Here is a 24,699-nt window from a genome sequence, read left to right on the forward strand (position 1 = left end):
CCCTCAGTCCGTCCCCGCCGCGGCGAAGGCCCCCCGCGCCATCCGGTGCAGCAGCCCGGCCATGACCTCGCGTCCGGGCAGCGCGCCGGGCCGCCCCAGATGCGGGGTCGAGTTGAGCAGTCCGAACACCGAGTGCACCGCGGAGCGGGCGCCGGGCTCCGTCAGATCCGGGTACAGCTCCCGGACGACCTCCACCCACAGCTCGACATACTGCCGCTGCAGCTGCCGTACGAGCTTGCGGTCGCTGTCCCGCAGGCGGTCCAGCTCCCGGTCGTGCAGGGTGATCAGGGGACGGTCGTCGAGCGCGAAGTCGATATGGCCCTCGATCAAGGAGTCGAGGACCACCTCGGGGTCCCGCCCGGCGCGCCCACCGGGCCCCCCGTCGGCCTCGGCGACCCGCCGCTTGGCCCCGGTCAGCAGCTGCCCGCTGATCCCCACCAGCAGCTCGGCGAGCATCGCGTCCTTGCCCGCGAAGTGCCGGTACAGACCGGGTCCGCTGATACCGACCGCGGCCCCTATCTCGTCGACCCCGACACCGTGGAAGCCGCGCTCGGCGAACAGCCGTGCGGCCTCCTTGAGGATCTGCTCGCGACGGGTGGATGCGTCGGTTCTCGTGGCCATGAAATCGATTCTAGACAGGATGGTTAGCGGTCGTTAACCTGAAGGAAATGCGTTAACGCTCATTAACAGCTGAGGGGACCGCAGGATGCAGGAGGCACCGGAGCTGACGAGCGTGGGGGCGGACCCCGCGTCGGAGGCCTGGCGGGCCAACGAGGCGGCGCACCGCGCGCTGGGCGAGGAGCTCCGCACCAGGCTGGCCGCGGCCCGGCTGGGCGGCGGCGAGAAGGCCCGGGCGCGGCACACCGCGCGCGGCAAGCTGCTGCCCCGCGACCGCGTGGACCGGCTGCTGGACACCGGCTCGCCGTTCCTTGAGCTGGCGCCCCTGGCCGCCGACGGGATGTACGACGGGCAGGCGCCGGCCGCCGGGGTGATCGCCGGGATCGGGCGGGTCAGCGGCCGCGAGTGCGTGATCGTCGCCAATGACGCCACGGTCAAGGGCGGCACCTACTACCCGATGACGGTGAAGAAGCATCTGCGGGCCCAGGAGGTGGCGCTGGAGAACCGCCTCCCCTGCATCTATCTCGTCGACTCCGGCGGAGCCTTCCTGCCCCTCCAGGACGAGGTCTTCCCGGACCGCGAGCACTTCGGGCGCATCTTCTACAACCAGGCGCGGATGTCGGGCGCCGGAATCCCGCAGATCGCTGCCGTCCTCGGGTCCTGCACGGCGGGCGGGGCGTATGTCCCGGCGATGAGCGACGAGGCCGTGATCGTGCGGAACCAGGGCACCATCTTCCTGGGCGGCCCACCCCTGGTGAAGGCGGCCACCGGCGAGGTGGTGACCGCCGAGGAGCTGGGCGGCGGCGAGGTCCACTCCCGGGTGTCCGGGGTGACCGACCATCTCGCGGAGGACGACGCGCACGCGCTGCGGATCGTCCGGACCATCGTCTCCACGCTCCCCGCGCGCGGGCCGCTGCCCTGGGAGGTCGTCCCCTCGGTGGAGCCGAAGCTGGACCCGTCGGGGCTGTACGGGGTGGTGCCGGTCGACTCCCGTACCCCCTATGACGCGCGCGAGGTCATCGGGCGAGTGGTGGACGGGTCGCGCTTCGCCGAGTTCAAGGCGGAGTTCGGGCAGACCCTGGTCACCGGCTTCGCCCGGATCCACGGCCACCCGGTGGGGATCGTCGCCAACAACGGCATCCTGTTCTCCGAGTCCGCCCAGAAGGGCGCCCACTTCATCGAGCTGTGCGACCAGCGCGGCATCCCGCTGGTGTTCCTCCAGAACATCTCGGGCTTCATGGTGGGCCGCGACTACGAGGCCGGTGGCATCGCCAAGCACGGCGCCAAGATGGTCACGGCGGTCGCCTGCACCCGGGTGCCCAAGCTCACCGTGGTCGTCGGCGGCTCCTTCGGCGCGGGCAACTACTCGATGTGCGGCCGCGCCTATTCACCGCGCTTCCTGTGGATGTGGCCCAACGCCAAGATCTCGGTGATGGGCGGCGAACAGGCCGCCTCGGTGCTCGCGACCGTCAAGCGCGACCAGTTCGAGGCGCGCGGGGAGTCCTGGCCCCTGGAGGACGAGGAGGACTTCAAGTCCCCGATCCGCGCCCAGTACGAACACCAGGGGAACGCCTACTACGCGACGGCCCGCCTGTGGGACGACGGCGTGATCGACCCGATGGAGACCCGGCAGGTGCTGGGTCTGGCCTTGACCGCCTGCGCCAACGCCCCCCTGGGCGAACCCGGCTTCGGCGTCTTCCGGATGTGAGGGGATCCATGTTTGACACGGTGCTCGTGGCCAACCGGGGCGAGATCGCGGTCCGGGTCGTCCGCACCCTGCGCGCGCTCGGGGTGCGTTCGGTGGCCGTCTTCTCCGACGCGGACGCCGACGCCCGGCACGTCCGGGAGGCCGACACGGCGGTACGGATCGGACCGGCGCCCGCAGCCGAGAGCTATCTGTCCGTCGAGCGGCTCCTCGCGGCGGCGGCCCGCACCGGCGCCCAGGCGGTGCACCCGGGATACGGCTTCCTCGCGGAGAACGCCGCCTTCGCGAAGGCGTGCGCGGAGGCGGGGCTGGTCTTCATCGGGCCGCCCGCCGAGGCGATCTCCCTCATGGGCGACAAGATCCGCGCCAAGGAGACGGTGCGGGCGGCCGGGGTGCCGGTCGTCCCGGGCTCCGACGGCAGCGGGCTGACGGACGAGCAGCTGGCCGAGGCGGCCCACACCATCGGCATGCCGGTGCTGCTGAAGCCGAGCGCCGGCGGGGGCGGCAAGGGCATGCGGCTGGTGCGGGAGCCGGAGCGGCTGGCCGAGGAGATCGCCGCGGCCCGCCGTGAGGCCCGCGCCTCCTTCGGCGACGACACGCTCCTGGTCGAGCGCTGGATCGACCGGCCCCGGCATATCGAGATCCAGGTCCTGGCCGACTCCCACGGGAACGTGGTGCATCTGGGCGAGCGCGAGTGCTCCCTCCAGCGCCGCCACCAGAAGCTCATCGAGGAGGCGCCCAGTGTGTTCCTCGACGAGGCCACCCGTGCGGCGATGGGCGAGGCGGCGGTCCAGGCGGCCCGCTCCTGCGGCTACCGGGGCGCGGGCACGGTGGAGTTCATCGTCCCGGGCAACGACCCCTCCGCCTATTACTTCATGGAGATGAACACCCGCCTCCAGGTGGAACACCCGGTCACCGAGCTGGTCACCGGCCTGGACCTGGTGGAATGGCAGCTGCGGGTGGCGGCGGGCGAGCCGCTGTCCTTCGGGCAGGACGACATCACGCTCACCGGGCACGCCGTGGAGGCGCGGATCTGCGCCGAGGACCCCGCCCGCGGCTTCCTCCCCTCCGGCGGCACGGTGCTCGCGCTGCACGAACCGGGGGGCGACGGCCTCCGCACCGACTCGGGCCTGTCCGAGGGCACCGAGGTCGGCAGCCTCTACGACCCGATGCTGTCCAAGGTCATCGCCCACGGCCCCGACCGGGCGACCGCGCTGCGCAGACTGCGCGCGGCCCTCGGGGAGACCGTCACCCTGGGCGTGGGGACCAACGCCGGTTTTCTGCGCCGGCTGCTGGCCCATCCCGCGGTCGTGGCGGGCGAACTGGACACCGGGCTGGTGGAACGCGAGGCGGACGGCCTCATCCCGGAGGGGGTGCCGGAGGAGGTGTACGAGGCCGCCGCCGCCGTGCGCCTGGACGCACTGCGGCCCCGGGGCGAGGGCTGGACCGACCCGTTCTCGGTGCCGGACGGCTGGCGCCTCGGCGGCGAGCCCGCGCCCCTGTCCTTCCCCCTGCGGGTGTCCGAACCGGTGGAGTACTCCCCCCGGGGCACCCACACGGTCACCGAGGACCGGGTGTCCGTGGTGCTGGACGGGGTGCGGCACACCTTCCACCGCGCCGCCGACTGGCTCGGCCGGGACGGCGACGCCTGGCAGGTGCGCGACCATGACCCGGTCGCCGCCTCGCTCACCGGCGCCGCCCGAGCCGGCACCGACTCGCTGACCGCGCCCATGCCCGGCACGGTCACCGTGGTGAAGGTCGCCGTCGGGGACGAGGTGGCCGCAGGGCAGAGCCTGCTGGTGGTCGAGGCGATGAAGATGGAGCACGTCATCTCCGCGCCGCACGCCGGGACCGTCGCCGAACTCGACGTCACCCCGGGCACCACGGTGGTCATGGACCAGGTGCTGGCCGTGATCACCCCGCACGAGGAGCACACGGAGGCGGAGCGATGACCGCTCAGGGACTGCCCATGGTCGTGCCGTCCGAGGACCTGCCTCCCCGGGTCAGGATCCATGAGGTCGGCGCGCGCGACGGACTGCAGAACGAGCAGCGCACCGTCCCGACGGAGGTCAAGGCGGAGTTCATCCGCCGGCTCGCCGCCGCGGGTCTGTCCACCATCGAGGCCACCAGCTTCGTCCACCCCAAGTGGGTGCCCCAGCTCGCCGACGCGGAAGAGCTCTTCCCGATCGTCAGCGAACTGCCGGTGGCGCTCCCCGTCCTGGTGCCCAACGAACGGGGCCTGGACCGCGCCCTCGCGCTGGGCGTCCGCCGGATCGCCGTCTTCGCCAGCGCCACCGAGTCCTTCGCCCGGGCCAACCTCAACCGCACGGTGGACGAGGCCCTGTCGATGTTCGAGCCGGTGGTGCGGCGCGCCAAGGACCACAAGGTGCATGTCCGCGGCTATCTGTCCATGTGCTTCGGCGACCCCTGGGAGGGCCCGGTCCCCATCCATCAGGTGGTCCGGGTCAGCAAGGCCCTGATGGACATGGGCTGCGACGAGCTGAGCCTGGGCGACACCATCGGCGTGGCGACCCCGGGCCATGTCCTGGACCTGCTGTCCGAGCTCAACGAGGAGCGGGTGCCCACCAGTGCGATCGGCGTGCACTTCCACGACACCTACGGACAGGCCCTCGCCAACACCCTGGCGGCACTCCAGCACGGCGTGACCACCGTCGACGCCTCCGCGGGCGGCCTCGGCGGCTGCCCGTACGCCAAGTCCGCCACCGGCAACCTCGCCACCGAAGACCTCGTGTGGATGCTTCAGGGCCTCGGTATCGACACCGGGGTCGACCTCGAGCGGCTCACCGCCACAAGCGTGTGGATGGCCGCCCATCTGGACCGGCCCAGCCCGTCCCGTACCGTCCGCGCCCTCTCCCACAAGGAGTGACCCATGGACCACCGCCTCTCCCCCGAACTGGAAGAACTCCGCCGCACGGTCGAGGAGTTCGCGCATGACGTCGTGGCACCCAAGATCGGTGACTTCTACGAACGCCATGAGTTCCCCTATGAGATCGTCCGCGAGATGGGCCGCATGGGCCTGTTCGGGCTGCCGTTCCCTGAGGAGTACGGCGGCATGGGCGGCGACTATCTGGCCCTGAGCATCGCCCTGGAGGAGCTGGCCCGGGTGGACTCCTCGGTGGCCATCACCCTGGAGGCGGGCGTCTCCCTGGGCGCGATGCCGATCCATCTCTTCGGCACCGAGGAGCAGAAGCGGGAGTGGCTTCCGCGGCTGAGCTCCGGCGAGATCCTGGGCGCCTTCGGCCTCACCGAACCGGACGGCGGCTCGGACGCGGGCGCCACCCGCACCACGGCCCGGCTGGACCCGGAGACCGACGAATGGGTGATCAACGGCACCAAGTGCTTCATCACCAACTCGGGCACGGACATCACGGGTCTGGTGACGGTCACGGCGGTCACCGGCCGCAAGGAGGACGGCCGCCCGCTGATCTCCTCGATCATCGTCCCCTCCGGCACCCCCGGCTTCACCGTGGCCGCCCCGTACTCCAAGGTCGGCTGGAACGCCTCGGACACCCGTGAGCTGTCCTTCGTGGACGTCCGGGTCCCGGCCGCCAATCTGCTGGGCGAGGAGGGCCGCGGCTACGCCCAGTTCCTGCGCATCCTGGACGAGGGCCGGGTGGCGATCTCGGCGCTGGCCACCGGTCTGGCCCAGGGCTGTGTGGACGAGTCGGTGAAGTACGCCAAGGAGCGGCACGCCTTCGGCACCAACATCGGCTCCTACCAGGCCATTCAGTTCAAGATCGCGGACATGGAGATGAAGGCGCACACGGCCCGCCTGGCCTGGCGCGACGCCGCCTCCCGTCTGGTGGCGGGCGAGCCCTTCAAGAAGGAGGCGGCCCTGGCGAAGCTCTACTCCTCCACGATCGCGGTCGACAACGCCCGCGACGCCACCCAGATCCACGGCGGCTACGGCTTCATGAACGAGTACCCGGTGGCCCGGATGTGGCGCGACTCCAAGATCCTGGAGATCGGCGAGGGCACCAGCGAGGTCCAGCGCATGCTGATCGCCCGCGAACTGGGCCTCACGGGCTGAACCACCCCTCCCCCGGCCCGCGCCCTCCCGGCGCGGGCCGGACACCCCACCGGTGTACCCGCCGGAAGTCCCACCCCACGAACGCGTCCGACCCCCGGGCCGATTAATCCATGCCCTCCCGACGACGCCCCGTCGCATACTCAGGACGTGATCTCCAAGGAGCGCGCCGTCCAGTTGGTGGAGGAGCTGCTGTCGAAAGAACAGCAGGGGTCACCATGGCTTCCGGAAGTCGCCGTCCACCATGTGAAGAAGCATGCCTTCGGGTGGCTGTTCGTCTGTCAGTCGGTGGAGTACGTCCGCAGCGGTGACCCCGCGCACCTGCTGGTGGGGTCCGGTCCCTATCTGGTGGACGGGCAGGACGGGAGCATCCACCACATTCCCGTCACCACCTACCACCACGAGGACTGGGAGCAGCTCTACCTCCAGCAGATCAAGGGCGTCAGACCGCCCGACCCGCTGCTCGCGGCCGTCCGGACGCTGGTGCGCCACGACGGCACCGTGGCCGCCCTGCGCCATCTGCGCGGGCAGGCCCCACGGTTGACCCCGGGGCAGGCGAAGGCCTATGTCGTGGCCCTGCGGAACGGGGCCGAACCCCCGGAAGAACTGGTGCGCCTCACTCGGGAGGAAGAGCGGTGCCCGCCCTTGCCCATCGAGACACTGGCCGGACCTGTCCGATAACCGGTCGCCTCGGGTGAATCGGACAGGGCCACGGCCGCGGGGCGCGGCGCTTCAGGGACCCACTCCCTGGACAGAAAATGAGGTTAGGCTAACCTATCTCGGAGCTCGTCCCCGGCGGACTCCGCCCTGTTCGAAAGCAGACCTCATGTCCCACGTCCGTGCCCCCCGTCTCACCCGCCGTGGCATCCTCGCCGCCGGCGGTGCTCTCGGCCTCGGTGCCGCGCTCGCGGCCTGCGGCGACGACAAGACGCAAAGCGGCGGCTCGGACGGCGCGACGACGGCGGCCTCCGGCCCCTGGTCCTTCAAGGACGACCGGGGCCAGACCGCGAAGACGGACAGGACCCCGTCGAGCATCGTGGCGTTCGTGGGCGTCGCCGCCGCCCTGCACGACTACGGCGTCGCGGTGAAGGGCGTCTTCGGGCCGACCACGACCAAGGACGGCAAGGCCGATGTCCAGGCCGGCGACCTCGATGTCTCCAAGCTCACGGTCCTCGGCAACGAGTGGGGCCAGTTCAACATCGAGAAGTACGCGGCCCTCGCGCCCGATCTCCTCGTCAGCACCATGTTCGACGACGCCGGGACCCTGTGGTACGTCCCGGAGGAGTTGAAGAAGAAGATCCTCGCGGTCGGCGCCCCGAGCGTCGGGATCTCCGTCTACGACCGCCAGTTGACCGAGCCGCTGCAGCGCATGCTGGAGCTCGCGAAGTCACTCGGCGCGGACGCCTCCTCCGCGAAGATCACCCAGGCGAAGAAGCGGTTCGAGGACGCGGCGGCCCGGCTGCGCGCGGCCACCAAGGCCAAGCCCGGCATCAAGGTGCTGGTCGGCTCCGCGAGCCAGGACATCTTCTATGTCTCCGGCTCCAACCTGTCCGTCGACCTGGAGTACTTCAAGGCACTCGGGGTGAACTTCGTCGAGCCCTCCGCCTCCGCCCTCAAGGCGAGCGGCGGCTGGTTCGAGAACCTGAGCTGGGAGAACGTCGACAAGTACCAGGCCGACGTCATCATGATGGACAACCGCTCCTCGGCCGTCCAGCCCGCCGACATCACCGAGGCGACCTGGAAGAAGCTCCCCGCGGTCAAGGCGGGCCAGGTCATCCCCCGCGACGCCGAGCCCATCCTGTCGTACGACAAGTGCGCCCCGCTGCTCGAGAACCTCGCCGAGGCGATCGAGAAGGCGAAGAAGGTCAGCTGACACCCCCGGGGCCCACACCCCCCCGGCACGCCCCCCCCCACACACACAATCCGCCCCCTGACGATGACTCGGGAGCACATATGACGACGGCCGTGGCCGCCCCGTTCCGCTTCTTCTCCCTCCAGGTCGTGCGGACGAGGCGGCTCGGCCCGTCCGTCGTCCGGGTCAGCTTCGCGGGGGACGATCTGCGGGCGTTCCGCTCCGACGGGCACGACCAGAGCCTGTCGCTCTTTCTGCCGCATCCCGGCCAGAGCGAGCCGGCCGTTCCCGTCGAGCTGGGCGATGCCTGGTGGCAGGGCTGGCGCGAACTCCCCGACGACGTACGGGCGGTGATGCGCTCGTACACCCTGCGGGCGCTGCGGCGCGACCCCGACGAGATCGACATCGACTTTGTGCTGCACGGTGTGGAGCCGGGTGCCGCCGCGCCCGCGGGTCCCGCCTCCCGCTGGGCCTCCCGGGCCGCCGCCGGTGACCGCGTGGCCTTGCTGGGCCCCGCGGTCCGGGACAACCGGGCGATCCGCTTCCGCCCGCCCGAGGACACCGATCTGGTGGTGATCTGGGCCGACGAAACCGCCGTACCCGCCGCCTCCGCGATCCTCGAACGACTGCCCGCGGGCACCCGCGCCCGGGTCTGGCTGGAGGCCGGCCACACCGATGACGTCCAGGACCTGGTGACCGAGGCCGACGCCGAGATCACCTGGCTGGTGCCGGGCGAAGGGTCCCCCACGGCCCTGGCCGCGCTGCGGAACGCCGAACTCCCGGCGGCGCGGGCCCCGTACGTCTGGCTGGCCGGCGAGTCGGGCCGGGTGAAGGAGCTGCGCCGGCATGTCGTCGGCGAGCGCGGTATCGACCGCCGGCGGGTCACCTTTGTCGGCTACTGGCGGCGCGGACTCAGCGAGGAGCAGCTGCGCGAACGGGAGTGAGGGAGGCCATGCCCGCGGGGACGTGATCAAGACCCGCCTCGACTTAGGTTAGGCTAACCTAAGTTCGAACGGCGATCCCGTCTCTCTTCATGTCCCGCGCGGACCCGCCCCACCGGAGGACCCCCCATGCGCTCGCACCTGCTCAATGACCTCACCGCGGAGCATTACCGCCGCTCCGTGACCGAAGGAGTAGAGCGGGTGGCCGCACAACTCGCCACCACCGGGCGCCCGTTCACCGGCATCACGGTCGACGCCCTGGCCCCCCGCGTCGAGCGGATCGACCTGGACCGCCCGCTGCACGACACCACCGCCGTCCTGGACGAGCTGGAGGAGGTCTATCTGCGCGACGCGGTCTACTTCCACCACCCGCGCTATCTGGCCCACCTCAACTGCCCGGTGGTCATCCCGGCCGTCCTCGGCGAGGCCGTGCTGTCCGCCGTCAACTCCTCCCTCGACACCTGGGACCAGTCGGCCGGCGGCACCCTCATCGAGCGCAAGCTCATCGACTGGACCGCCGGACGCATCGGCCTCGGCCCCGCCGCCGACGGCGTGTTCACCAGCGGCGGCACCCAGTCCAACCTCCAGGCGCTGCTGCTGGCGCGGGAGGAGGCCAAGTGCGAGAGCCTCGCCGAACTGCGGATCTTCGCCTCCGAGGTGAGCCATTTCAGCGTGCGGAAGGCCGCGAAACTGCTCGGTCTGAGCGCCGACTCGGTGGTCTCCGTCCCCGTCGGCCAGGACAAGCGGATGGGAACCGTCGCCCTCGCCCATGAGCTGGAGCGCTGCGTCCAGGACGGGCTGACCCCCATGGCCGTGGTCGCCACCGCGGGCAGCACCGACTTCGGCTCCATCGATCCGCTGCCCGGCATCGCCGAGCTGTGCGCTCGCTACGGCGCCTGGCTGCATGTGGACGCGGCCTACGGCTGCGGGCTGCTGGTCTCCCCGCGCCGCCGCGAGCTGCTGGCCGGGATCGAGCACGCCGACTCGGTCACCGTCGACTACCACAAGTCCTTCTTCCAGCCGGTGAGTTCCTCCGCCGTGCTGGTCCGGGACGCCGCCACGCTGCGGCATGCGACCTATCACGCGGACTACCTCAACCCGCGCCGCATGGTGCAGGAACGTATCCCCAACCAGGTCGACAAGTCCCTCCAGACCACTCGCCGCTTCGACGCCCTCAAACTGTGGATGACCCTGCGCGTGATGGGCGCCGACGGCATCGGACAGCTCTTCGACGAGGTCTGCGACCTGGCGCACCAGGGCTGGCAATTGCTGGCCGCCGATCCCCGCTTCGACGTGGTCGTCGAACCGCAGCTCTCCACCCTCGTCTTCCGTTACATCCCGGCCGCCGTCACCGACCCGGCCGAGATCGACCGGGCCAACCTGTACGCCCGCAAGGCCCTGTTCGCCTCCGGCGACGCCGTGGTCGCGGGCACCAAGGTCTCCGGCCGCCACTATCTGAAGTTCACCCTCCTCAACCCCGAGACCACGGCGCAGGACATCACCGCCGTGCTCGATCTGATCGCCGGCCACGCCGAGCAGTACCTGGGAGACTCCCTTGACCGCGCTTGCTGAAGCCCCTGACCGCATCCACGACCTGGTGGGGATCGGGCTCGGCCCCTTCAACCTCGGGCTCGCCTGCCTCACCGAGCCGATCGCCGAACTCGACGCCGTGTTCCTGGAGTCGAAGCCGAACTTCGAGTGGCACTCCGGGATGTTCCTGGACGGGGCGCATCTGCAGACCCCGTTCATGTCGGACCTGGTCACCCTGGCCGACCCCACCTCCCCCTACTCCTTCCTCAACTACCTCAAGGAGCAGGGCAGGCTGTACTCGTTCTACATCCGGGAGAACTTCTACCCGCTCCGGGTGGAGTACGACGACTACTGCCGCTGGGCCGCCTCCCGGCTGAGCAGCGTCCGCTTCGGCACCACCGTCACCGAGGTGACGTACCAGGACACGGACGACGTCTATGTCGTACGGACCGGGGACGGGGACGCCTACCGGGCCCGCCGTCTGGTCCTCGGCACCGGCACCTCCCCGCACATCCCGGAGCCCTGCCGGGGTCTCGCGGGCGATGTCGTCCACACCTCCCGCTATCTGGACCACAAGCACGCGCTCCAGGCCAAGGAGTCGATCACCCTGGTCGGCAGCGGGCAGTCCGCCGCCGAGATCTACCAGGACCTGCTGAGCGAGATCGACGTCCACGGCTACCGGCTGAACTGGGTCACCCGCTCCCCGCGCTTCTTCCCGCTGGAGTACACCAAGCTCACGCTGGAGATGACCTCCCCCGAGTACATCGACTACTTCCACGCGCTGCCCGAGGGGACCCGCTACCGCCTCACCGAGCAGCAGAAGGGCCTGTTCAAGGGCATCGACGGCGATCTGATCAACGAGATCTTCGACCTGCTGTACCAGAAGAACCTGGACGGTCCGGTCCCCACCCGGCTGCTCACCAACTCCGCGCTCACCAGCGCCCGTCACGAGGACGGCGGCTACACCCTCGGCTTCCGCCAGGAGGAGCAGGGCAGGGACTACGAGCTGCGCTCCCAGGCGCTGATCCTCGCGACCGGCTACCGGTACACCGAACCGGAGTTCCTCGCCCCGGTCCGCGACCGGCTGCGCTACGACGGGCACGGCAACTTCGACGTGGCCCGCAACTACTCCATCGACACCACCGGCCGGGGCGTCTTCCTCCAGAACGGGGGCGTCCACACCCACAGCATCACCAGCCCCGACCTCGGCATGGGCCCCTACCGCAACGCCTGCATCATCCGGGAACTGCTGGGCAGCGAGTACTACCCCGTCGAGAAGACCATCGCCTTCCAGGAGTTCGCCGCATGAGCACCGCCACCCGTGCCCTCGGCACCCTCACCTTCCGTCCCCTCGACCCGCTCCGGGACGCCGAACTGCTGCACGGCTGGGTCACCCACCCCAAGGCGGCGTTCTGGATGATGCAGGACGCCGATGTCCAGGACGTCCGGCGCGCCTACGCCGAGATCGAGGCCGACGAGCACCAGCACGCGCTGCTGGGTCTGCACGACGGCGAACCCGCCTTCCTGCTGGAGCGGTACGACCCGGCCCACCGTGAACTGGTCGGCCTCTACGAGCCCCGGCCCGGCGATGTGGGCATGCACTTCCTGGTCGCACCGGCCGAGACCCCCGTGCACGGCTTCACCCGGGCCGTGATCAGGGCCGTGATGCGGCACCTGTTCGAGGACCCGACGACCGCCCGTGTCGTCGTGGAACCCGATGTCCGCAACACCGCGGTGCACGCCCTGAACGCCACCGTCGGATTCGTGCCCGAGCGAGAGATACCGAAGCCGGAGAAGACGGCGCTGCTCAGCTTCTGCACGCGGGAGCAGTTCGAGAAGGCGGTGGCGGCATGACCTACGGCACGACCTCCGCCGAGGCGGTCTCCCATCTCTCCCCCGAGCGCTGGGAGCGTGCCGAGCGCCTGCTGGTCCGCAAGGCCCTCGCCGAGTTCGCCCATGAACGGCTGATCACCCCCGAGCCTGAGGCCGGCGCGGAGGACACCTATGTGGTCCGCAGCGACGACGGACTCACGCACTACCGCTTCACCGCCACGCTCCGCGGCCTGGACCACTGGGGGGTCGAGGCCGACTCGATCACCCGTCGCCGCGAAGGGGTGGAACTCCCGCTCTCCGCACTGGACTTCTTCATCGAGCTGAAGAACTCCCTCGGTCTGAGCGACGAGGTGCTCCCGGTCTATCTGGAGGAGATCTCCTCCACCCTCTCCAGCACCTGCTACAAGCTCACCAAGCCGGAGGTCACCTCCGCCGAGCTGGCCGGGCGCGGCTTCCAGGGCATCGAGGCGGGGATGACCGAGGGCCACCCCTGCTTCGTCGCCAACAACGGGCGGCTCGGCTTCGGCGTCCAGGAGTATCTGGCCTACGCGCCCGAGGCGGGGCGCCCGGTCCGGCTGGTCTGGCTGGCCGCGCACCGCTCCCGGGCGGCGTTCACGGCCGGGGCCGGGATCCGGTACGAGTCCTTCGTCCGGGAGGAGCTGGGCGAGACCACGGTCGGGCGCTTCCACCGCCGGCTGACCGAACGGGGCCTCGACCCCGAGGACTATCTGCTCATCCCCGTCCACCCCTGGCAGTGGTGGAACAAGCTGTCCGTCACCTTCGCCGCCGAGGTCGCCCGGCAGCACCTGGTGTGCCTCGGTGAGGGCGACGACGAGTATCTGGCCCAGCAGTCCATACGGACCTTCTTCAACGGCAGCCATCCCGGGAAGCACTATGTGAAGACGGCCCTGTCCGTGCTCAACATGGGGTTCATGCGCGGGCTCTCGGCCGCCTATATGGAGGCGACCCCGGCGATCAACGACTGGCTGGCCCAGCTGATCGAGAACGATCCGGTGCTGAAGTCGACCGGCCTCACGATCATCCGGGAGTGCGCCGCCGTCGGCTACCGGCATCTGGAGTACGAGGCCGCCACCGACCGCTACTCCCCCTACCGCAAGATGCTCGCCGCGCTGTGGCGGGAGAGCCCGGTGCCCTCGCTCCAGGAGGGCGAGACCCTGGCGACCATGGCCTCCCTCGCCCATGTCGACCAGCAGGGCGCCTCCTTCGCGGGCGCGCTGATCCGGCGGTCGGGGCTGGCCCCGGCCGAGTGGCTGCGCGGCTATCTGCGGGCGTATCTCACCCCGCTGCTGCACAGCTTCTACGCCTATGACCTGGTCTTCATGCCGCACGGCGAGAACGTCATCCTCGTCCTGAAGGACGGTGCCGTGCAGCGTGCGATCTTCAAGGACATCGCCGAGGAGATCGCGGTGATGGACCCGGACGCGGCGCTGCCCCCGGAGGTCGCCCGGATCAGGGTCGAGGTCCCGGACGACAAGAAGCTCCTGTCCATCTTCACGGATGTCTTCGACTGCTTCTTCCGCTTCGTCGCGGCACACCTCGCCGACGAGGGCGTGCTGACGGAGGACGACTTCTGGCGGACGGTCGCCGAGGTGGTGCACGCGTACCAGGACGCCCATCCGCAGCTCGCCGAGCGGTTCCGGCGGTACGACATGTTCGCGCCGGAGTTCGCGCTGTCCTGTCTCAACCGGCTCCAGCTGCGCGACAACCGGCAGATGGTGGACCTGGCGGACCCTTCGGGGGCGTTGCAGCTGGTGGGGACCCTGAGGAACCCGATCGCGGGACGGTAGCGTCCCCCGCATACAGGCGGGCACCCCGGAGTACGGTCCTCCGGGGTGCCCGTCGGCGTACCGGCAACTACCGTGCGGGCCAGGGCACCTGGGGCGAGCGGTAGTAGTCGATGCCCAGCGCCTCCCAGCGCGGGCCCTGCGCCGCGAGCCGCACCTTGTAGGTGTCCCAGTCGTGTGTGGCGGCGGGCGACCAGCCGAGTTCGGCGGCGCCCGGCAGTCTCGGGAAGGCCATCTGCTCCAGCTGGGCCGAGGTGCTGAGGGTCTCCGACCACAGCGGGGCCTCCACACCCCGGACCGCGGAGGCGGGCGCCCCCGGGAGATAGCTGCCCGGGTCCCAGTCGTAGGACCGCCGCACCTCGACATAGCCCGCCCAGGCGAGCCCCAGCGGGGTGTCCGCGGTGTACTTCATGTCCAGGTACACCCGGTCGGCCGGGGACAGGATCAGCCCGGTGCCGTTCTGCGCGGCCCGGGCGACCTGGGCCTTCTCGGCGGCGCCGGTGGAGTCCAGGCCCCAGTACTGGGCGAGCGCGCCCTTGACCGGTGTGGCGCCGGTCAGCTGGTGCCAGCCGATCACCGTCTTGCCGTACTTGGCGACGAGGGGCTGCACCCGGTCCATGAACGTCACATAGTCCTCATGGCTGGTGGAGTGCGCCTCGTCGCCGCCGATGTGGAGATAGCGGCCCGGTGTGATCGCCGCCAGTTCGCGGATGACGTCGTCCACGAAGTCGTACGTCAGCTGCTTGGACACGCACAGCGAGCTGAAGCCGACCTCGGTGCCGGTGTAGGGCGGGGGCGCGACGCCGTCGCAGTTCAGTTCGGCGTAGGAGGAGAGGGCCGCATTGGTGTGTCCCGGCATGTCCAGCTCGGGGACGACCTCCAGATGGCGGGAGGCGGCATAGCGGACGATCTCCTGGTACTGGGCCTTGGTGTAGAAGCCGCCCGGACCGCCGCCGACCTCGCCGGCACCGCCGTGGGTCGCAAGCCGCGGCCAGGAGTCGACGGCGATGCGCCACCCCTGGTCGTCGCTCAGATGCAGATGCAGGGTGTTGATCTTGTAGAGGGCCAACTGGTCGATATAGCGCTTGACCTGGGCCACGCCGAAGAAGTGGCGGGAGACATCGAGCATGGCGCCCCGGTAGGCGTAGCGCGGGGTGTCCTTGATGGTGCCCCCGGCGACCGTCCAGGGGCCGGACTGCACGGTCCTGCGCTCGACGGCCGCGGGCAGCAACTGGCGCAGGGTCTGTACGCCGTGGAAGAGACCGGCGGCCTTCCGGGCGGTGATGGTGACGCCCCGGGACCCGCTGTCGAGGCGATAGCCCTCCTCGCCGAAGGGGCCGTCGCCCAGGCGGAGCCGGATGCCGCCGTCGCCGTGCGTGGTGACCGGCAGCGGATAGCCGGTCGAGGGCCGCAGGACGTCCGCGAGGTACTCGCCGACCTCACGGGCCGCGCGCGCCTCGTCCACCCGGATATGTGTTCCTCGGGTGATCCGGTACGGGGCTCCCCCGGGCTCGACCGTTGCGGGGGCCGGGATCACCCGGCCGAGCGGGACGGCGGTGCGGTCGGCCGCGGCGGGTGCCGCCGCGCCGAAGCCGACGGAGAGCCCGGCCGCCGCCACCAGCAGCAGCGTGCCGAGGAGGCGGGGCGTTCTGTGGTGCTGTCTCACATGCGCTCCCTTCCACGAGCGTTCACGGGCTCGTCCGGCCCGGACCCGATGGGGTAGGGACCACCTTCTCGCACCGCGGGAAGGGCAACCCCCTGTTCACGGAAATCCCCCGGGTGACGCGTCCCGACCCACCGGAATGTGACGCAGCACACGAAAGGGGCGGCCACTGATGGGAACCGGAGAAGGATCCCACGGCCCACTGCCCGAAACCGGGCAGGATTCTTGCGATTTCGGCCCCCGTACCCCAGGATCTACCGGGTGCACGACGAACTTGTTGATCATTTGACGCGGTCCACCCCCCTCAACCGGGGCGAGGCGCTGCGCGTGGTCCAGGACGTGCTCGCCTATTTCGACGAGACGACCGAGGAGTTCGTCCGTCGCCGCCACCGTGAACTCCAGGCCCAGGGCCTGGTGAACGCGTCGATCTTCGAGCGGATCGAGGCGGACCTGAAGTACCGCGCGGTCGCGCCGCCCGGGCTCACACTCCGGCAACTGCGCCGCATCGTCTACGGCTGAGCCGCCGTACGGACGCCCCCACCCTCGCGCGGAAAAGCAGAAACAGCACAAACGGCAGAAACAGCGAAATCAGCTACACCAAGGGACTCAAGGATTCATATGTGCGGAATCGTCGGATACATCGGTAAGCGCGATGTGGCCCCGCTGCTGCTGGAGGGCCTCCAGCGGCTGGAGTACCGCGGCTACGACTCGGCGGGCATAGTCGTCACCTCGCCGAAGTCCGCCGGCCTGAAGATGGTCAAGGCCAAGGGCCGGGTCCGTGACCTGGAGGCCAAGGTCCCCGCGCGCTTCAAGGGCACCACCGGTATCGCCCACACCCGCTGGGCCACCCATGGCGCCCCCTCCGACGTGAACGCCCACCCGCACATGTCGGCCGACCACACGGTCGCCGTCGTCCACAACGGCATCATCGACAACGCCTCCGACCTGCGGAAGAAGCTGGAGGCGGACGGCGTCGAGTTCCTCTCCGAGACCGACACCGAGGTCCTCACCCATCTCATCGCCCGCTCCCAGGCCGAGACCCTGGAGGAGAAGGTCCGCCAGGCGCTGCGGGTCGTCGAGGGCACCTACGGCATCGCCGTGATGCACGCCGACTTCCCGGACCGCATCGTGGTGGCCCGCAACGGCTCCCCCGTCGTCCTCGGCATCGGCGAGAAGGAGATGTTCGTCGCCTCGGACGTCGCCGCGCTGGTCACCCACACCCGCCAGATAGTCACCCTGGACGACGGCGAGATGGCCACCCTCAAGGCCGACGACTTCCGCACCTACACCACCGAGGGCACCCGCACCACGGCCGAGCCCACCACCGTGGAGTGGGAGGCCGAGTCGTACGACATGGGCGGCCACGACACCTATATGCACAAGGAGATCCACGAGCAGGCCGACGCCGTGGACCGTGTGCTGCGCGGCCGGATCGACGACCGGTTCTCCACCGTGCACCTGGGCGGGCTCAACCTGGACGCCCGGGAGGCGCGTGCGGTGCGCCGGGTGAAGATCCTCGGCTGCGGCACCTCGTACCACGCGGGCATGATCGGCGCCCAGATGATCGAGGAGCTGGCCCGCATCCCGGCGGACGCCGAGCCGGCCTCGGAGTTCCGCTACCGCAACGCGGTCGTGGACCCGGACACCCTGTATGTGGCGGTCTCCCAGTCCGGCGAGACCTATGACGTGCTGGCCGCCGTCCAGGAGCTCAAGCGCAAGGGCGCACGGGTGCTGGGCATCGTCAATGTGGTCGGTTCCGCGATCGCGCGTGAGGCGGACGGCGGAATGTACGTCCACGCCGGGCCCGAGGTCTGTGTGGTGTCCACCAAGTGCTTCACCAACACCACCGTCGCCTTCGCGCTGCTCGCGCTGCACCTGGGCCGCACCCGCGATCTCTCGGTGCGTGACGGCCGACGGATCATCGAGGGCCTGCGCAGGCTGCCCGGGCAGATCTCCGAGATCCTGGAGCAGGAGGCGGAGATCAAGAAGCTGGCGGAGCAGTTCGCGGACGCCCGCTCGATGCTCTTCATCGGACGGGTGCGGGGCTATCCGGTGGCCCGCGAGGCCTCGCTGAAGCTCAAGGAGGTCTCCTACATCCACGCCGAGGCCTACCCGGCCTCCGAGCTGAAGCACGGCCCGCTGGCGCTGATCGAGCCCGCGCTCCCGACGGTGGCGATCGTGCCCGACGACGACCTGCTGGAGAAGAACCGTGCGGCCATGGAGGAGATCAAGGCCCGCAGCGGCCAGATCCTCGCGGTGGCCCACCGGGAGCAGGAGAAGGCCGACCACACGGTGATCGTCCCGAAGAACGAGGACGAGCTGGACCCGATCCTGATGGGCATTCCGCTGCAACTCCTCGCCTACCACACGGCCCTGGCGCTGGGCCGGGACATCGACAAGCCGCGCAACCTCGCCAAGTCGGTGACGGTGGAGTAGCAACTCCCCTTCTCCTGACCGGATGTGAGCGGCCCCCTGTGCTTCCGACAGCACAGGGGGCCGCTCTTTCGTGGGCCGGGGCTGACGCCCTCCCGCTCCCGCCGCCTCTCGAACGGGTGGGCTCCCCGGCCCGGCACTGCCTCAGCCGGCGGCCGTCACTCCGCGGCCGGCAGCGCGTCGCGGCAGGACGGTGGGCCACTTCGCCAGGACCGCCGTCGCCGCGTACCAGGCGAGCACGCCCGCGACGACCGCGAACCAGCCGCCGGCCTTGCCCAGGGCGTCGCTGTCCGCGAAGCGCGCCACGGCGAGCAGCAGCAGCGAGACGAAGAACAGCCCATAGGTGCCCTGGTCGAGAACGCCGCCGCCGGCGCCCACCGCCAAGGTCAGCGCGACCAGGGCGAACAGCAGGAGGAAGAGTCCGGCAGCGTTGTCGGACATCTGACTGCCCGCCGTGACGGCCCAGGTGAACCACAGGGCGCCGAGCGCCGTGAAGGCCGTACCGGTGGCGGTGTCGCGGTCGCGCAGGGCGAGCAGGCCCGCGAGGAACAGGGCCACGCCGCCGACATAGTGGGCCAGTGACACGGCGTCGGCCGTCGTCACGCCGTCGATCACCTTGGTGGTTCCGAGTCCGAAGGCCAGCAGCGTGATACCCAGCGCGAGCCGGCCGACGATCGAGGTGGTGCTTCCCGCAGAGACGTCGTTGTTCACGGCGGGCTCCCTTCTGTCCTGCACATACGGGGGTGCGGTGACCGGTATATGCCCTTCACAAGGGCACAAACACCTCTACGCGGGAGTAGATTCGCCCGAATTCCGAAGGGAGTTGACACCGCCCGCCGGTCATCTCGCCCGGATCGACACCGGGTTGCGCGACGGTGACGGGAAGGTTGCGGCGACGTCTCGCACCACCCGGCGCTCGCACAGGTACGGCATACGGCGCTCGTATCCGGGTGCGCGCATCGCCCGGCCTTCGCACACGGGTGAGACATACGGCGCTTCGGATCCCGTGACGGCCCTGCGGGGCCCGGTGCTTCAGGGGATGACGATCACGGGGCGCTGGGCCCGCTTGGTGAGGCGGCCGGCCACCGAGCCGAAGATACGGCCGACGAGGCCGTGCGTGGAGCCGACGACGATGGCGTCCGCCGCGTACTCCCGCCCGACCTCCTCGAGTTCATGGCAGATGTCGCCGCCCCGCTCCACCAGGATCCAGGGCACCTCGGAGAGATGCTCCGCACAGGCGAGTTCGAGACCGAGGACCTCGGTACGGTGGTCCGGCACATCCACGAAGACCGGGGGCTCACACCCGGCCCACACCGTGGTGGGCAGCCGGTTGGCGACATGGACGATGATCAGACCCGCGTGGGAGCGATAGGCCATGCCGATCGCATACGCCAGGGCGCGCTCGCTGGAGGTGGAGCCGTCGAAGCCGACCACCACACCATGTTTGAAGGCGGGGTCGCAGGACGGGCGGGACTCTTCCGCCGCCAAGGGCTCGGCCGCCGTGGGATCGGCGACGGGGCGCTTGCGGTCCGGGGGATCGAAGAATTCGTGACCGGCCATGGGTGTCTCGGCGTTGTGATCCTCGTGGGTGGGACGACAGTGCGTGTCGGAGCTGTGTCCGGGAATCATCTTCCCAACCCCATACCCTCAAGGGTACGGCGGCACGCCTCCTCGATCTCAGATCCCGCGCACTGTCCCGGGCTCTCGGCTTCACTCTCGATACGGCCCCCCGGCGCGGGGGGTTTCAGGGAGCATGCACGAGGGACGCCCGCAGCGCAATGGCTGCCGTCTCGTACAGCCGGTTTCTTCGGGGGTGGCCGGGAACCGCCGGCGTTCCGCGCCGGGCGCCGCCCCGGAACCGTACACTCCGCGCCGGGCGCCGCCCGCGCAACGGTACGCCCCCGCCTCCGGCGCCATCCCAGGAACCGCGCGCCCTGCTTCGGCCGCCGCCCCGGAACCGTGCTCCCCCTCGCACCGACCGCCGCGGAGCGCGGCAGTGACCCCCGGCCGTGGCCCGCGTTGAGTCCGGTGACCCGTCGCCGTAGGGAGCACACCGTGTCCGGACCCCACACCGACCCGCAGCCGTCCCCCGAGCAGGACACCGCGCGTCAGGTGGTCGGCTGGGCGGCCTTCTGCTGTGCCCTGGTCCCGCTGGTCCTGGTCTGGTACGGCACCTCGTGGGCCGGTGCGATCAGCGCCACGCTGGGTCTGTCCAGCGTCACCGCCGGGTGCCGCGCGCTGCTGCGGCAGTCCGAGCGGGGCGCGGCACAACTGAGAGCCGCAGCACTGAGGGACGCCCCGCGAGGGGAGGCTCCCCTCAGGCGCGCGGAGCCGGGAAGTGGAGTGCGGAGGGTCGAACCGCTCGGGGGCGGAACACCGGGGACCGTGGGGCACGTCACCTACCGCCGGCCGCACGGCTGGACCGACCCCACGGGGGCGCACAGGGGCGGGCGTCGGGCCGAGGGGAACGCTCCGGTCCGCTGACCGGTTTCCGCGCACGCCCCCGCCTCTTTTCAGCCAACTTCTCAACCCCCCGCATCCCCGGTCCCCACGGGCCCCCACCCCCCGTTCGACCTGGGCCGAAAGCCCTCCGAGGGGCCCGCGTACCCTATGCGGATTGGCCACCCGGACGAGGCGCACTTCCCTGTACGGCCCACGAGTGCAACGCTTCGTGATCGAATGCTTCACGCCAAGTTGCCTTGTCGACAATGTGCCGGATGGCGAACTGGTCACCCCGGCACCACGGGACACAGTAGATTCGATCATGACTGTCTACGGCGGGGGACTCGTGCAGGACCGAGGGGAAACGTGCAGGAGCGACACAACCGAGGAGCCGCGACCACCGAGGGGGGCTTAGCAGGATGAGCCACGACTCCACCGCCACGCCGGACGGAGCGGCCCGGAAACTGTCCGGGCGACGCCGCAAGGAGATCGTCGCGGTGCTGCTGTTCAGCGGCGGCCCCATTTTCGAGAGTTCCATACCGCTGTCGGTGTTCGGGGTTGACCGCCAGGACGCCGGAGTGCCGCGCTACCGACTGCTGGTGGCCGCCGGCGAGGAAGGCCCGCTGCGGACCACAGGGGGCCTGGAACTCAGCGCGCCGTTCGGCCTGGAGGCCGTCTCACGGGCGGGCACCGTCGTCGTGCCGGCCTGGCGGTCGATCACCGCGCCGCCGCCGCAGGAGGCGCTCGACGCACTGCGCCGGGCGCATGAAGAAGGCGCCCGCATCGTGGGGTTGTGCACCGGCGCCTTCGTACTGGCCGCCGCCGGACTGCTGGACGGACGGCCGGCCACCACGCACTGGATGTACGCGCCGACCCTGGCCAAGCGCTATCCGTCGGTGCATGTCGATCCGCGCGAGCTGTTCGTGGACGACGGAGACGTGCTGACGTCGGCCGGCACAGCGGCCGGCATCGACCTCTGCCTCCATATCGTGCGCACCGACCACGGCAACGAGGCGGCCGGGGCGCTCGCCCGCCGGCTGGTGGTCCCGCCGCGCCGCACCGGAGGCCAGGAGCGCTACCTCGACCGGTCTTTACCTGAGGAGATCGGCGCCGACCCGCTCGCGGAGGTCGTCGCCTGGGCGCTGGAGCACCTTCACGAGCAGTTCGATGTGGAGACGCTGGCGGCGCGGGCGTACATGAGCCGACGGACGTTCGACCGGCGCTTCCGGTCGCTCACCGGCAGCGCGCCGCTGCAGTGGCTGATCACCCAGCGGGTGCTGCAGGCGCAGCGGCTCCTGGAGACCTCCGACTACTCGGTGGACGAGGTCGCCGGACGCTGCGGCTTCCGCTCCCCGGTGGCGCTGCGCGGGCACTTCCGCCGTCAGCTCGGCTCCTCGCCGGCCGCGTACCGGGCCGCTTACCGGGCACGCCGGCCGGGAAGCGACCGGCCGGGGGACACGGACGGCACCCCGGTGCCCACGGTGCAGCCGGTCCCGCAGGATACGGCCCAGGTCCCCCTGCAGACCCGCCGCACGGCGACCGCGCTCGGCACGGCCGCGTCCCTGACCACGGACCACGGCAAGCACGTACCGGAACTGTACGCGACCAGCCGCCCCGGCCTGCCCGGCCAGCGCAGCGCACCGTAGGGTCACGGGCCGGTGGGCTCCGCGGTCACCACCACCGCGGCCCCCACCGGCCCCGGCCCGCCCCGCTCCCGAAGCACCCGGAGCCGCTCCCCTCTCTCCTTCCCCGGCCCGGGACCGGTCCCTGCACACCCGGCCCCACCCTGTTTCCCGGGTGTCCCGCCCTGCCGCTCGGCGCGACGGGTCCCCCCGCGGCCCCTCTCCACCCCCGCGCCGCACGAGCATTCCCGGGACCGGCCGACACCCCTCGCCCGATCCGATCATCGATCACCGATCCCTGCTCCCGCGGCAGTGGCGAATTTCATGGCCTCCTGGACCACGGGCCCTCGCACCTGGCCTGCCGGCGGCCCGTGCCCGGGTTCCCCCGGGCTTCGGGGGCCCGCTCCGCACACCCCGCACCACACTTCCCCGTCCGCACGGGCGGTCCGTACGGCCCGGGTGGGCCATAAGGTGGGACACATGAACGATCGCATGGTGTGGATCGACTGCGAGATGACCGGACTCTCGCTGTCCGACGACGCGCTCATCGAGGTGGCCGCGCTGGTCACCGACTCCGAGCTGAATGTGCTCGGCGAGGGAGTGGACATCGTGATCCGGCCTCCGGACGCGGCGCTGGAGACGATGCCGGAGGTGGTGCGCCAGATGCACACCGCCTCGGGACTGCTCAAGGAACTGGCGGCCGGCACGACGCTGGCCGACGCCGAGGAGCAGGTCCTCGCCTATGTAAGGGAGCATGTCAAGGATCCGGGCAAGGCCCCGCTGTGCGGCAACTCGGTCGGCACCGACCGCGGCTTCCTGTCCCGCGACATGCCGACGCTGGAGGACTATCTCCACTACCGGATCGTGGACGTCAGCTCGATCAAGGAGCTGGCCCGGCGCTGGTATCCGCGGGCGTACTTCAACAGCCCCGAGAAGAACGGGAACCACCGGGCGCTGGCCGACATCCGCGAGTCGATCGCGGAGTTGCGCTACTACCGGGAGGCGATCTTCGTGCCGCAGCCGGGCCCCGACTCGGACACGGCCCGCACCATCGCGGCCCGGCACGTGGTGTCCTCGAAGTAGCCCCTCTCCGGGGCTCGCCCCCGGGCTCCGGAGAAACGATGGCGCGAGCACCCCTCCGGACCCTGTACACTTTTTCTCGGCCGCCGGGGATCACCGAGAACCGCCGGTCATGGTGGGTGTAGCTCAGCTGGTAGAGCACCTGGTTGTGGTCCAGGATGCCGCGGGTTCGAGTCCCGTCACTCACCCTGAATGATCAAGGGCTGACCTGTGAAAACAGGTCAGCCCTTCGTCGTTCCCGGGATGGTAGAGAATGCGTCACGCCGGGCGGCTGGCGACCACCAGGAGATGAGAGCTGGCCGCCAGCAGTTCCGGGTAGGGCTCGGCCATACGCGCAGCTACAAGGGCCGACTCGAACAGGGGTGTATCGCGGAAGTCGTCTCCGGTGGTGCGCTCGGCCGCAGCGAGCATCGACCACGCAGGGCCTTCGACGCCGTACACCTCGGGGGCGGTGAATCCGGCCGTGTCCACCTCGTCGCGCAGCTGCTCGCCGCTGTGGAAGTAGGCGGCCGTGAATGCCTTCTTTCCGTCATGGACCTGCGAGGCGAGGATGCTGCCGATGCTCTTCTGCAGCGACGGTTTATGCAGGTGCGCGAAGGCGGAGTGCTCGAACAGTGACGCGTACCGGTTGATGCCGGCTGCCGCCAGCAGGCCGCCCGGCCTGAGGACCCGGAGGGCTTCGGCGAGTGCCCGGTCACGGTCGGCACGGTCGATCAGGTGATACAGCGGCCCCAGTAGGAGCACCACATCGTACGAGGCGTCCTCCGCGGTGAGGTGGCGGGCGTCTCCGAGCTCGGCTGTGGCTCCGATCTGTCTGGCCTGCTCGATGTGCCGGGGGATCGGGTCGACGAGGTGCACGGTGTAGCCGTCCTCGACGAGCCAGCGGGCGTGGGCGCCGGGGCCGCCGCCGACATCGAGGATCCGTGCGGTTGGCGCAGGCAGGTGGCGGCGCAGCAGTTCCTGGGTGCGTACCATCTCCAGACGGCCGTCGGCCGTCGTTGTCAGGCGGTCCGCTTCGTCAATGGTCTCGGAGTAGAACCTCACGATCTCCGGCGCTAGCTCAGGGCTCGTCATGCGTGCATTCTGATGCTCGAACAGTGGACCAGTCCAGTTGATCGGAAACACTC

At 70.4% G+C, this 24,699-nt stretch carries 21 protein-coding genes and 1 tRNA gene; 17 read left to right on the forward strand and 5 right to left on the reverse strand.

All coding sequences use genetic code 11. The features are described from left to right. Positions 1-3 precede the first annotated feature (3 nt). Positions 4-621 carry an SACE_7040 family transcriptional regulator gene (locus tag CP978_RS12885; protein ID WP_043440371.1) on the reverse strand — a complete coding sequence of 206 codons (618 nt, stop codon included), beginning with the start codon at positions 619-621 and terminating at the stop codon, positions 4-6. An 85-nt stretch (positions 622-706) separates the two neighbouring features. On the opposite strand from CP978_RS12885, the gene CP978_RS12890 reads away from it, so the two are divergent. The 11 genes from CP978_RS12890 (at position 707) to CP978_RS12940 (ending at position 14,335) form a co-directional block, all read left to right on the forward strand. Further along, a complete protein-coding gene (locus CP978_RS12890) occupies positions 707-2,326 on the forward strand; it encodes a carboxyl transferase domain-containing protein (RefSeq protein WP_043440373.1) in 1,620 nt (539 codons plus the stop codon). An 8-nt stretch (positions 2,327-2,334) separates the two neighbouring features. Beyond that, positions 2,335-4,275: an acetyl-CoA carboxylase biotin carboxylase subunit gene (locus tag CP978_RS12895; protein ID WP_043440375.1), complete on the forward strand. Its 1,941-nt coding sequence runs from the start codon at positions 2,335-2,337 to the stop codon at positions 4,273-4,275. Continuing rightward, positions 4,272-5,210: a hydroxymethylglutaryl-CoA lyase gene (locus CP978_RS12900; protein WP_043440378.1), complete on the forward strand. Its 939-nt coding sequence runs from the start codon at positions 4,272-4,274 to the stop codon at positions 5,208-5,210. Before CP978_RS12895 ends, CP978_RS12900 begins: the two co-directional genes overlap by 4 nt. Before the next feature lie 3 nt (positions 5,211-5,213). Further along, entirely contained in the window at positions 5,214-6,374 is a 1,161-nt protein-coding gene (locus CP978_RS12905; RefSeq protein WP_043440381.1) for an acyl-CoA dehydrogenase family protein, read from the forward strand. A 147-nt stretch (positions 6,375-6,521) separates the two neighbouring features. After that, positions 6,522-7,052 (forward strand): YrhB domain-containing protein, encoded by a 531-nt coding sequence (locus CP978_RS12910; protein WP_043440384.1) that lies wholly within the window; start codon positions 6,522-6,524, stop codon positions 7,050-7,052. Positions 7,053-7,197: 145 nt separating this feature from the next. Beyond that, positions 7,198-8,244: an ABC transporter substrate-binding protein gene (locus tag CP978_RS12915; protein WP_043440387.1), complete on the forward strand. Its 1,047-nt coding sequence runs from the start codon at positions 7,198-7,200 to the stop codon at positions 8,242-8,244. Between the two features lie 80 nt (positions 8,245-8,324). Continuing rightward, positions 8,325-9,167 carry a siderophore-interacting protein gene (locus CP978_RS12920; protein ID WP_043440390.1) on the forward strand — a complete coding sequence of 281 codons (843 nt, stop codon included), beginning with the start codon at positions 8,325-8,327 and terminating at the stop codon, positions 9,165-9,167. 126 nt (positions 9,168-9,293) lie between these two features. Further along, positions 9,294-10,736, forward strand: a complete 1,443-nt coding sequence (desA, locus tag CP978_RS12925; RefSeq protein WP_043440393.1) for a lysine decarboxylase DesA — start codon at positions 9,294-9,296, stop codon at positions 10,734-10,736. Then, positions 10,720-12,003, forward strand: coding sequence for a lysine N(6)-hydroxylase/L-ornithine N(5)-oxygenase family protein (locus CP978_RS12930; protein WP_150478210.1), 1,284 nt, complete (start codon positions 10,720-10,722; stop codon positions 12,001-12,003). The genes desA and CP978_RS12930 overlap by 17 nt, the downstream gene beginning before the upstream one ends. Then, positions 12,000-12,548, forward strand: coding sequence for a GNAT family N-acetyltransferase (locus CP978_RS12935; RefSeq protein ID WP_043440400.1), 549 nt, complete (start codon positions 12,000-12,002; stop codon positions 12,546-12,548). Before CP978_RS12930 ends, CP978_RS12935 begins: the two co-directional genes overlap by 4 nt. Next, complete coding sequence (locus tag CP978_RS12940) at positions 12,545-14,335, forward strand: IucA/IucC family protein (protein WP_043440403.1); 1,791 nt, start codon at positions 12,545-12,547, stop codon at positions 14,333-14,335. The genes CP978_RS12935 and CP978_RS12940 overlap by 4 nt, the downstream gene beginning before the upstream one ends. 67 nt (positions 14,336-14,402) lie before the next feature. Here CP978_RS12940 and CP978_RS12945 read toward each other — a convergent pair whose 3' ends face one another. Beyond that, complete coding sequence (locus CP978_RS12945) at positions 14,403-15,998, reverse strand: beta-N-acetylhexosaminidase (protein ID WP_043440406.1); 1,596 nt, start codon at positions 15,996-15,998, stop codon at positions 14,403-14,405. A 258-nt stretch (positions 15,999-16,256) separates the two neighbouring features. Between CP978_RS12945 and CP978_RS12950 the strand changes: the two genes are divergently transcribed. Continuing rightward, positions 16,257-16,514, forward strand: a complete 258-nt coding sequence (locus CP978_RS12950) for a hypothetical protein (RefSeq protein ID WP_043440409.1) — start codon at positions 16,257-16,259, stop codon at positions 16,512-16,514. A gap of 99 nt (positions 16,515-16,613) precedes the next feature. Continuing rightward, positions 16,614-18,431 carry a glutamine--fructose-6-phosphate transaminase (isomerizing) gene (gene glmS, locus CP978_RS12955; protein ID WP_043440412.1) on the forward strand — a complete coding sequence of 606 codons (1,818 nt, stop codon included), beginning with the start codon at positions 16,614-16,616 and terminating at the stop codon, positions 18,429-18,431. A gap of 141 nt (positions 18,432-18,572) precedes the next feature. Here glmS and CP978_RS12960 read toward each other — a convergent pair whose 3' ends face one another. Continuing rightward, a complete protein-coding gene (locus CP978_RS12960) occupies positions 18,573-19,139 on the reverse strand; it encodes a GPR1/FUN34/YaaH family transporter (protein WP_043440415.1) in 567 nt (188 codons plus the stop codon). A gap of 321 nt (positions 19,140-19,460) precedes the next feature. Beyond that, complete coding sequence (locus tag CP978_RS12965) at positions 19,461-19,988, reverse strand: universal stress protein (RefSeq protein WP_043440416.1); 528 nt, start codon at positions 19,986-19,988, stop codon at positions 19,461-19,463. Positions 19,989-20,483: 495 nt separating this feature from the next. On the opposite strand from CP978_RS12965, the gene CP978_RS12975 reads away from it, so the two are divergent. From CP978_RS12975 to CP978_RS12990, 4 genes are all read left to right on the forward strand, one after another. Continuing rightward, on the forward strand, positions 20,484-20,912 hold the full coding sequence (locus tag CP978_RS12975) for a hypothetical protein (RefSeq protein WP_079162115.1): 429 nt from the start codon (positions 20,484-20,486) through the stop codon (positions 20,910-20,912). Positions 20,913-21,289: 377 nt separating this feature from the next. Then, the gene (locus tag CP978_RS12980; protein WP_043440418.1) at positions 21,290-22,516 is read left to right on the forward strand and encodes a helix-turn-helix domain-containing protein; all 1,227 of its coding nucleotides are present in this window, start codon (positions 21,290-21,292) and stop codon (positions 22,514-22,516) included. A 456-nt stretch (positions 22,517-22,972) separates the two neighbouring features. Further along, positions 22,973-23,575, forward strand: coding sequence for an oligoribonuclease (orn, locus tag CP978_RS12985; RefSeq protein ID WP_043440420.1), 603 nt, complete (start codon positions 22,973-22,975; stop codon positions 23,573-23,575). A gap of 112 nt (positions 23,576-23,687) precedes the next feature. After that, positions 23,688-23,760 (forward strand) — tRNA-His (locus CP978_RS12990). 70 nt (positions 23,761-23,830) lie between these two features. Here CP978_RS12990 and CP978_RS12995 read toward each other — a convergent pair. Then, positions 23,831-24,646, reverse strand: a complete 816-nt coding sequence (locus CP978_RS12995) for a class I SAM-dependent methyltransferase (RefSeq protein ID WP_150478211.1) — start codon at positions 24,644-24,646, stop codon at positions 23,831-23,833. Positions 24,647-24,699 lie beyond the last annotated feature (53 nt).

This window comes from Streptomyces nodosus, assembly GCF_008704995.1.
Lineage (GTDB): Bacteria > Actinomycetota > Actinomycetes > Streptomycetales > Streptomycetaceae > Streptomyces > Streptomyces nodosus.

What these genes read in the sequence shown, in the direction of transcription:
- CP978_RS12885 (WP_043440371.1), bottom strand. Translation starts at nt 621, where the DNA reads ATGGCCACGAGAACCGACGCATCCACCCGTCGCGAGCAGATCCTCAAG.
- desA (WP_043440393.1), top strand. Translation starts at nt 9,294, where the DNA reads ATGCGCTCGCACCTGCTCAATGACCTCACCGCGGAGCATTACCGCCGC.
- CP978_RS12900 (WP_043440378.1), top strand. Translation starts at nt 4,272, where the DNA reads ATGACCGCTCAGGGACTGCCCATGGTCGTGCCGTCCGAGGACCTGCCT.
- CP978_RS12905 (WP_043440381.1), top strand. Translation starts at nt 5,214, where the DNA reads ATGGACCACCGCCTCTCCCCCGAACTGGAAGAACTCCGCCGCACGGTC.
- CP978_RS12935 (WP_043440400.1), top strand. Translation starts at nt 12,000, where the DNA reads ATGAGCACCGCCACCCGTGCCCTCGGCACCCTCACCTTCCGTCCCCTC.
- orn (WP_043440420.1), top strand. Translation starts at nt 22,973, where the DNA reads ATGAACGATCGCATGGTGTGGATCGACTGCGAGATGACCGGACTCTCG.
- CP978_RS12995 (WP_150478211.1), bottom strand. Translation starts at nt 24,646, where the DNA reads ATGACGAGCCCTGAGCTAGCGCCGGAGATCGTGAGGTTCTACTCCGAG.
- CP978_RS12940 (WP_043440403.1), top strand. Translation starts at nt 12,545, where the DNA reads ATGACCTACGGCACGACCTCCGCCGAGGCGGTCTCCCATCTCTCCCCC.
- CP978_RS12965 (WP_043440416.1), bottom strand. Translation starts at nt 19,988, where the DNA reads ATGGCCGGTCACGAATTCTTCGATCCCCCGGACCGCAAGCGCCCCGTC.
- CP978_RS12890 (WP_043440373.1), top strand. Translation starts at nt 707, where the DNA reads ATGCAGGAGGCACCGGAGCTGACGAGCGTGGGGGCGGACCCCGCGTCG.
- CP978_RS12920 (WP_043440390.1), top strand. Translation starts at nt 8,325, where the DNA reads ATGACGACGGCCGTGGCCGCCCCGTTCCGCTTCTTCTCCCTCCAGGTC.
- CP978_RS12980 (WP_043440418.1), top strand. Translation starts at nt 21,290, where the DNA reads ATGAGCCACGACTCCACCGCCACGCCGGACGGAGCGGCCCGGAAACTG.
- CP978_RS12915 (WP_043440387.1), top strand. Translation starts at nt 7,198, where the DNA reads ATGTCCCACGTCCGTGCCCCCCGTCTCACCCGCCGTGGCATCCTCGCC.
- CP978_RS12895 (WP_043440375.1), top strand. Translation starts at nt 2,335, where the DNA reads ATGTTTGACACGGTGCTCGTGGCCAACCGGGGCGAGATCGCGGTCCGG.
- glmS (WP_043440412.1), top strand. Translation starts at nt 16,614, where the DNA reads ATGTGCGGAATCGTCGGATACATCGGTAAGCGCGATGTGGCCCCGCTG.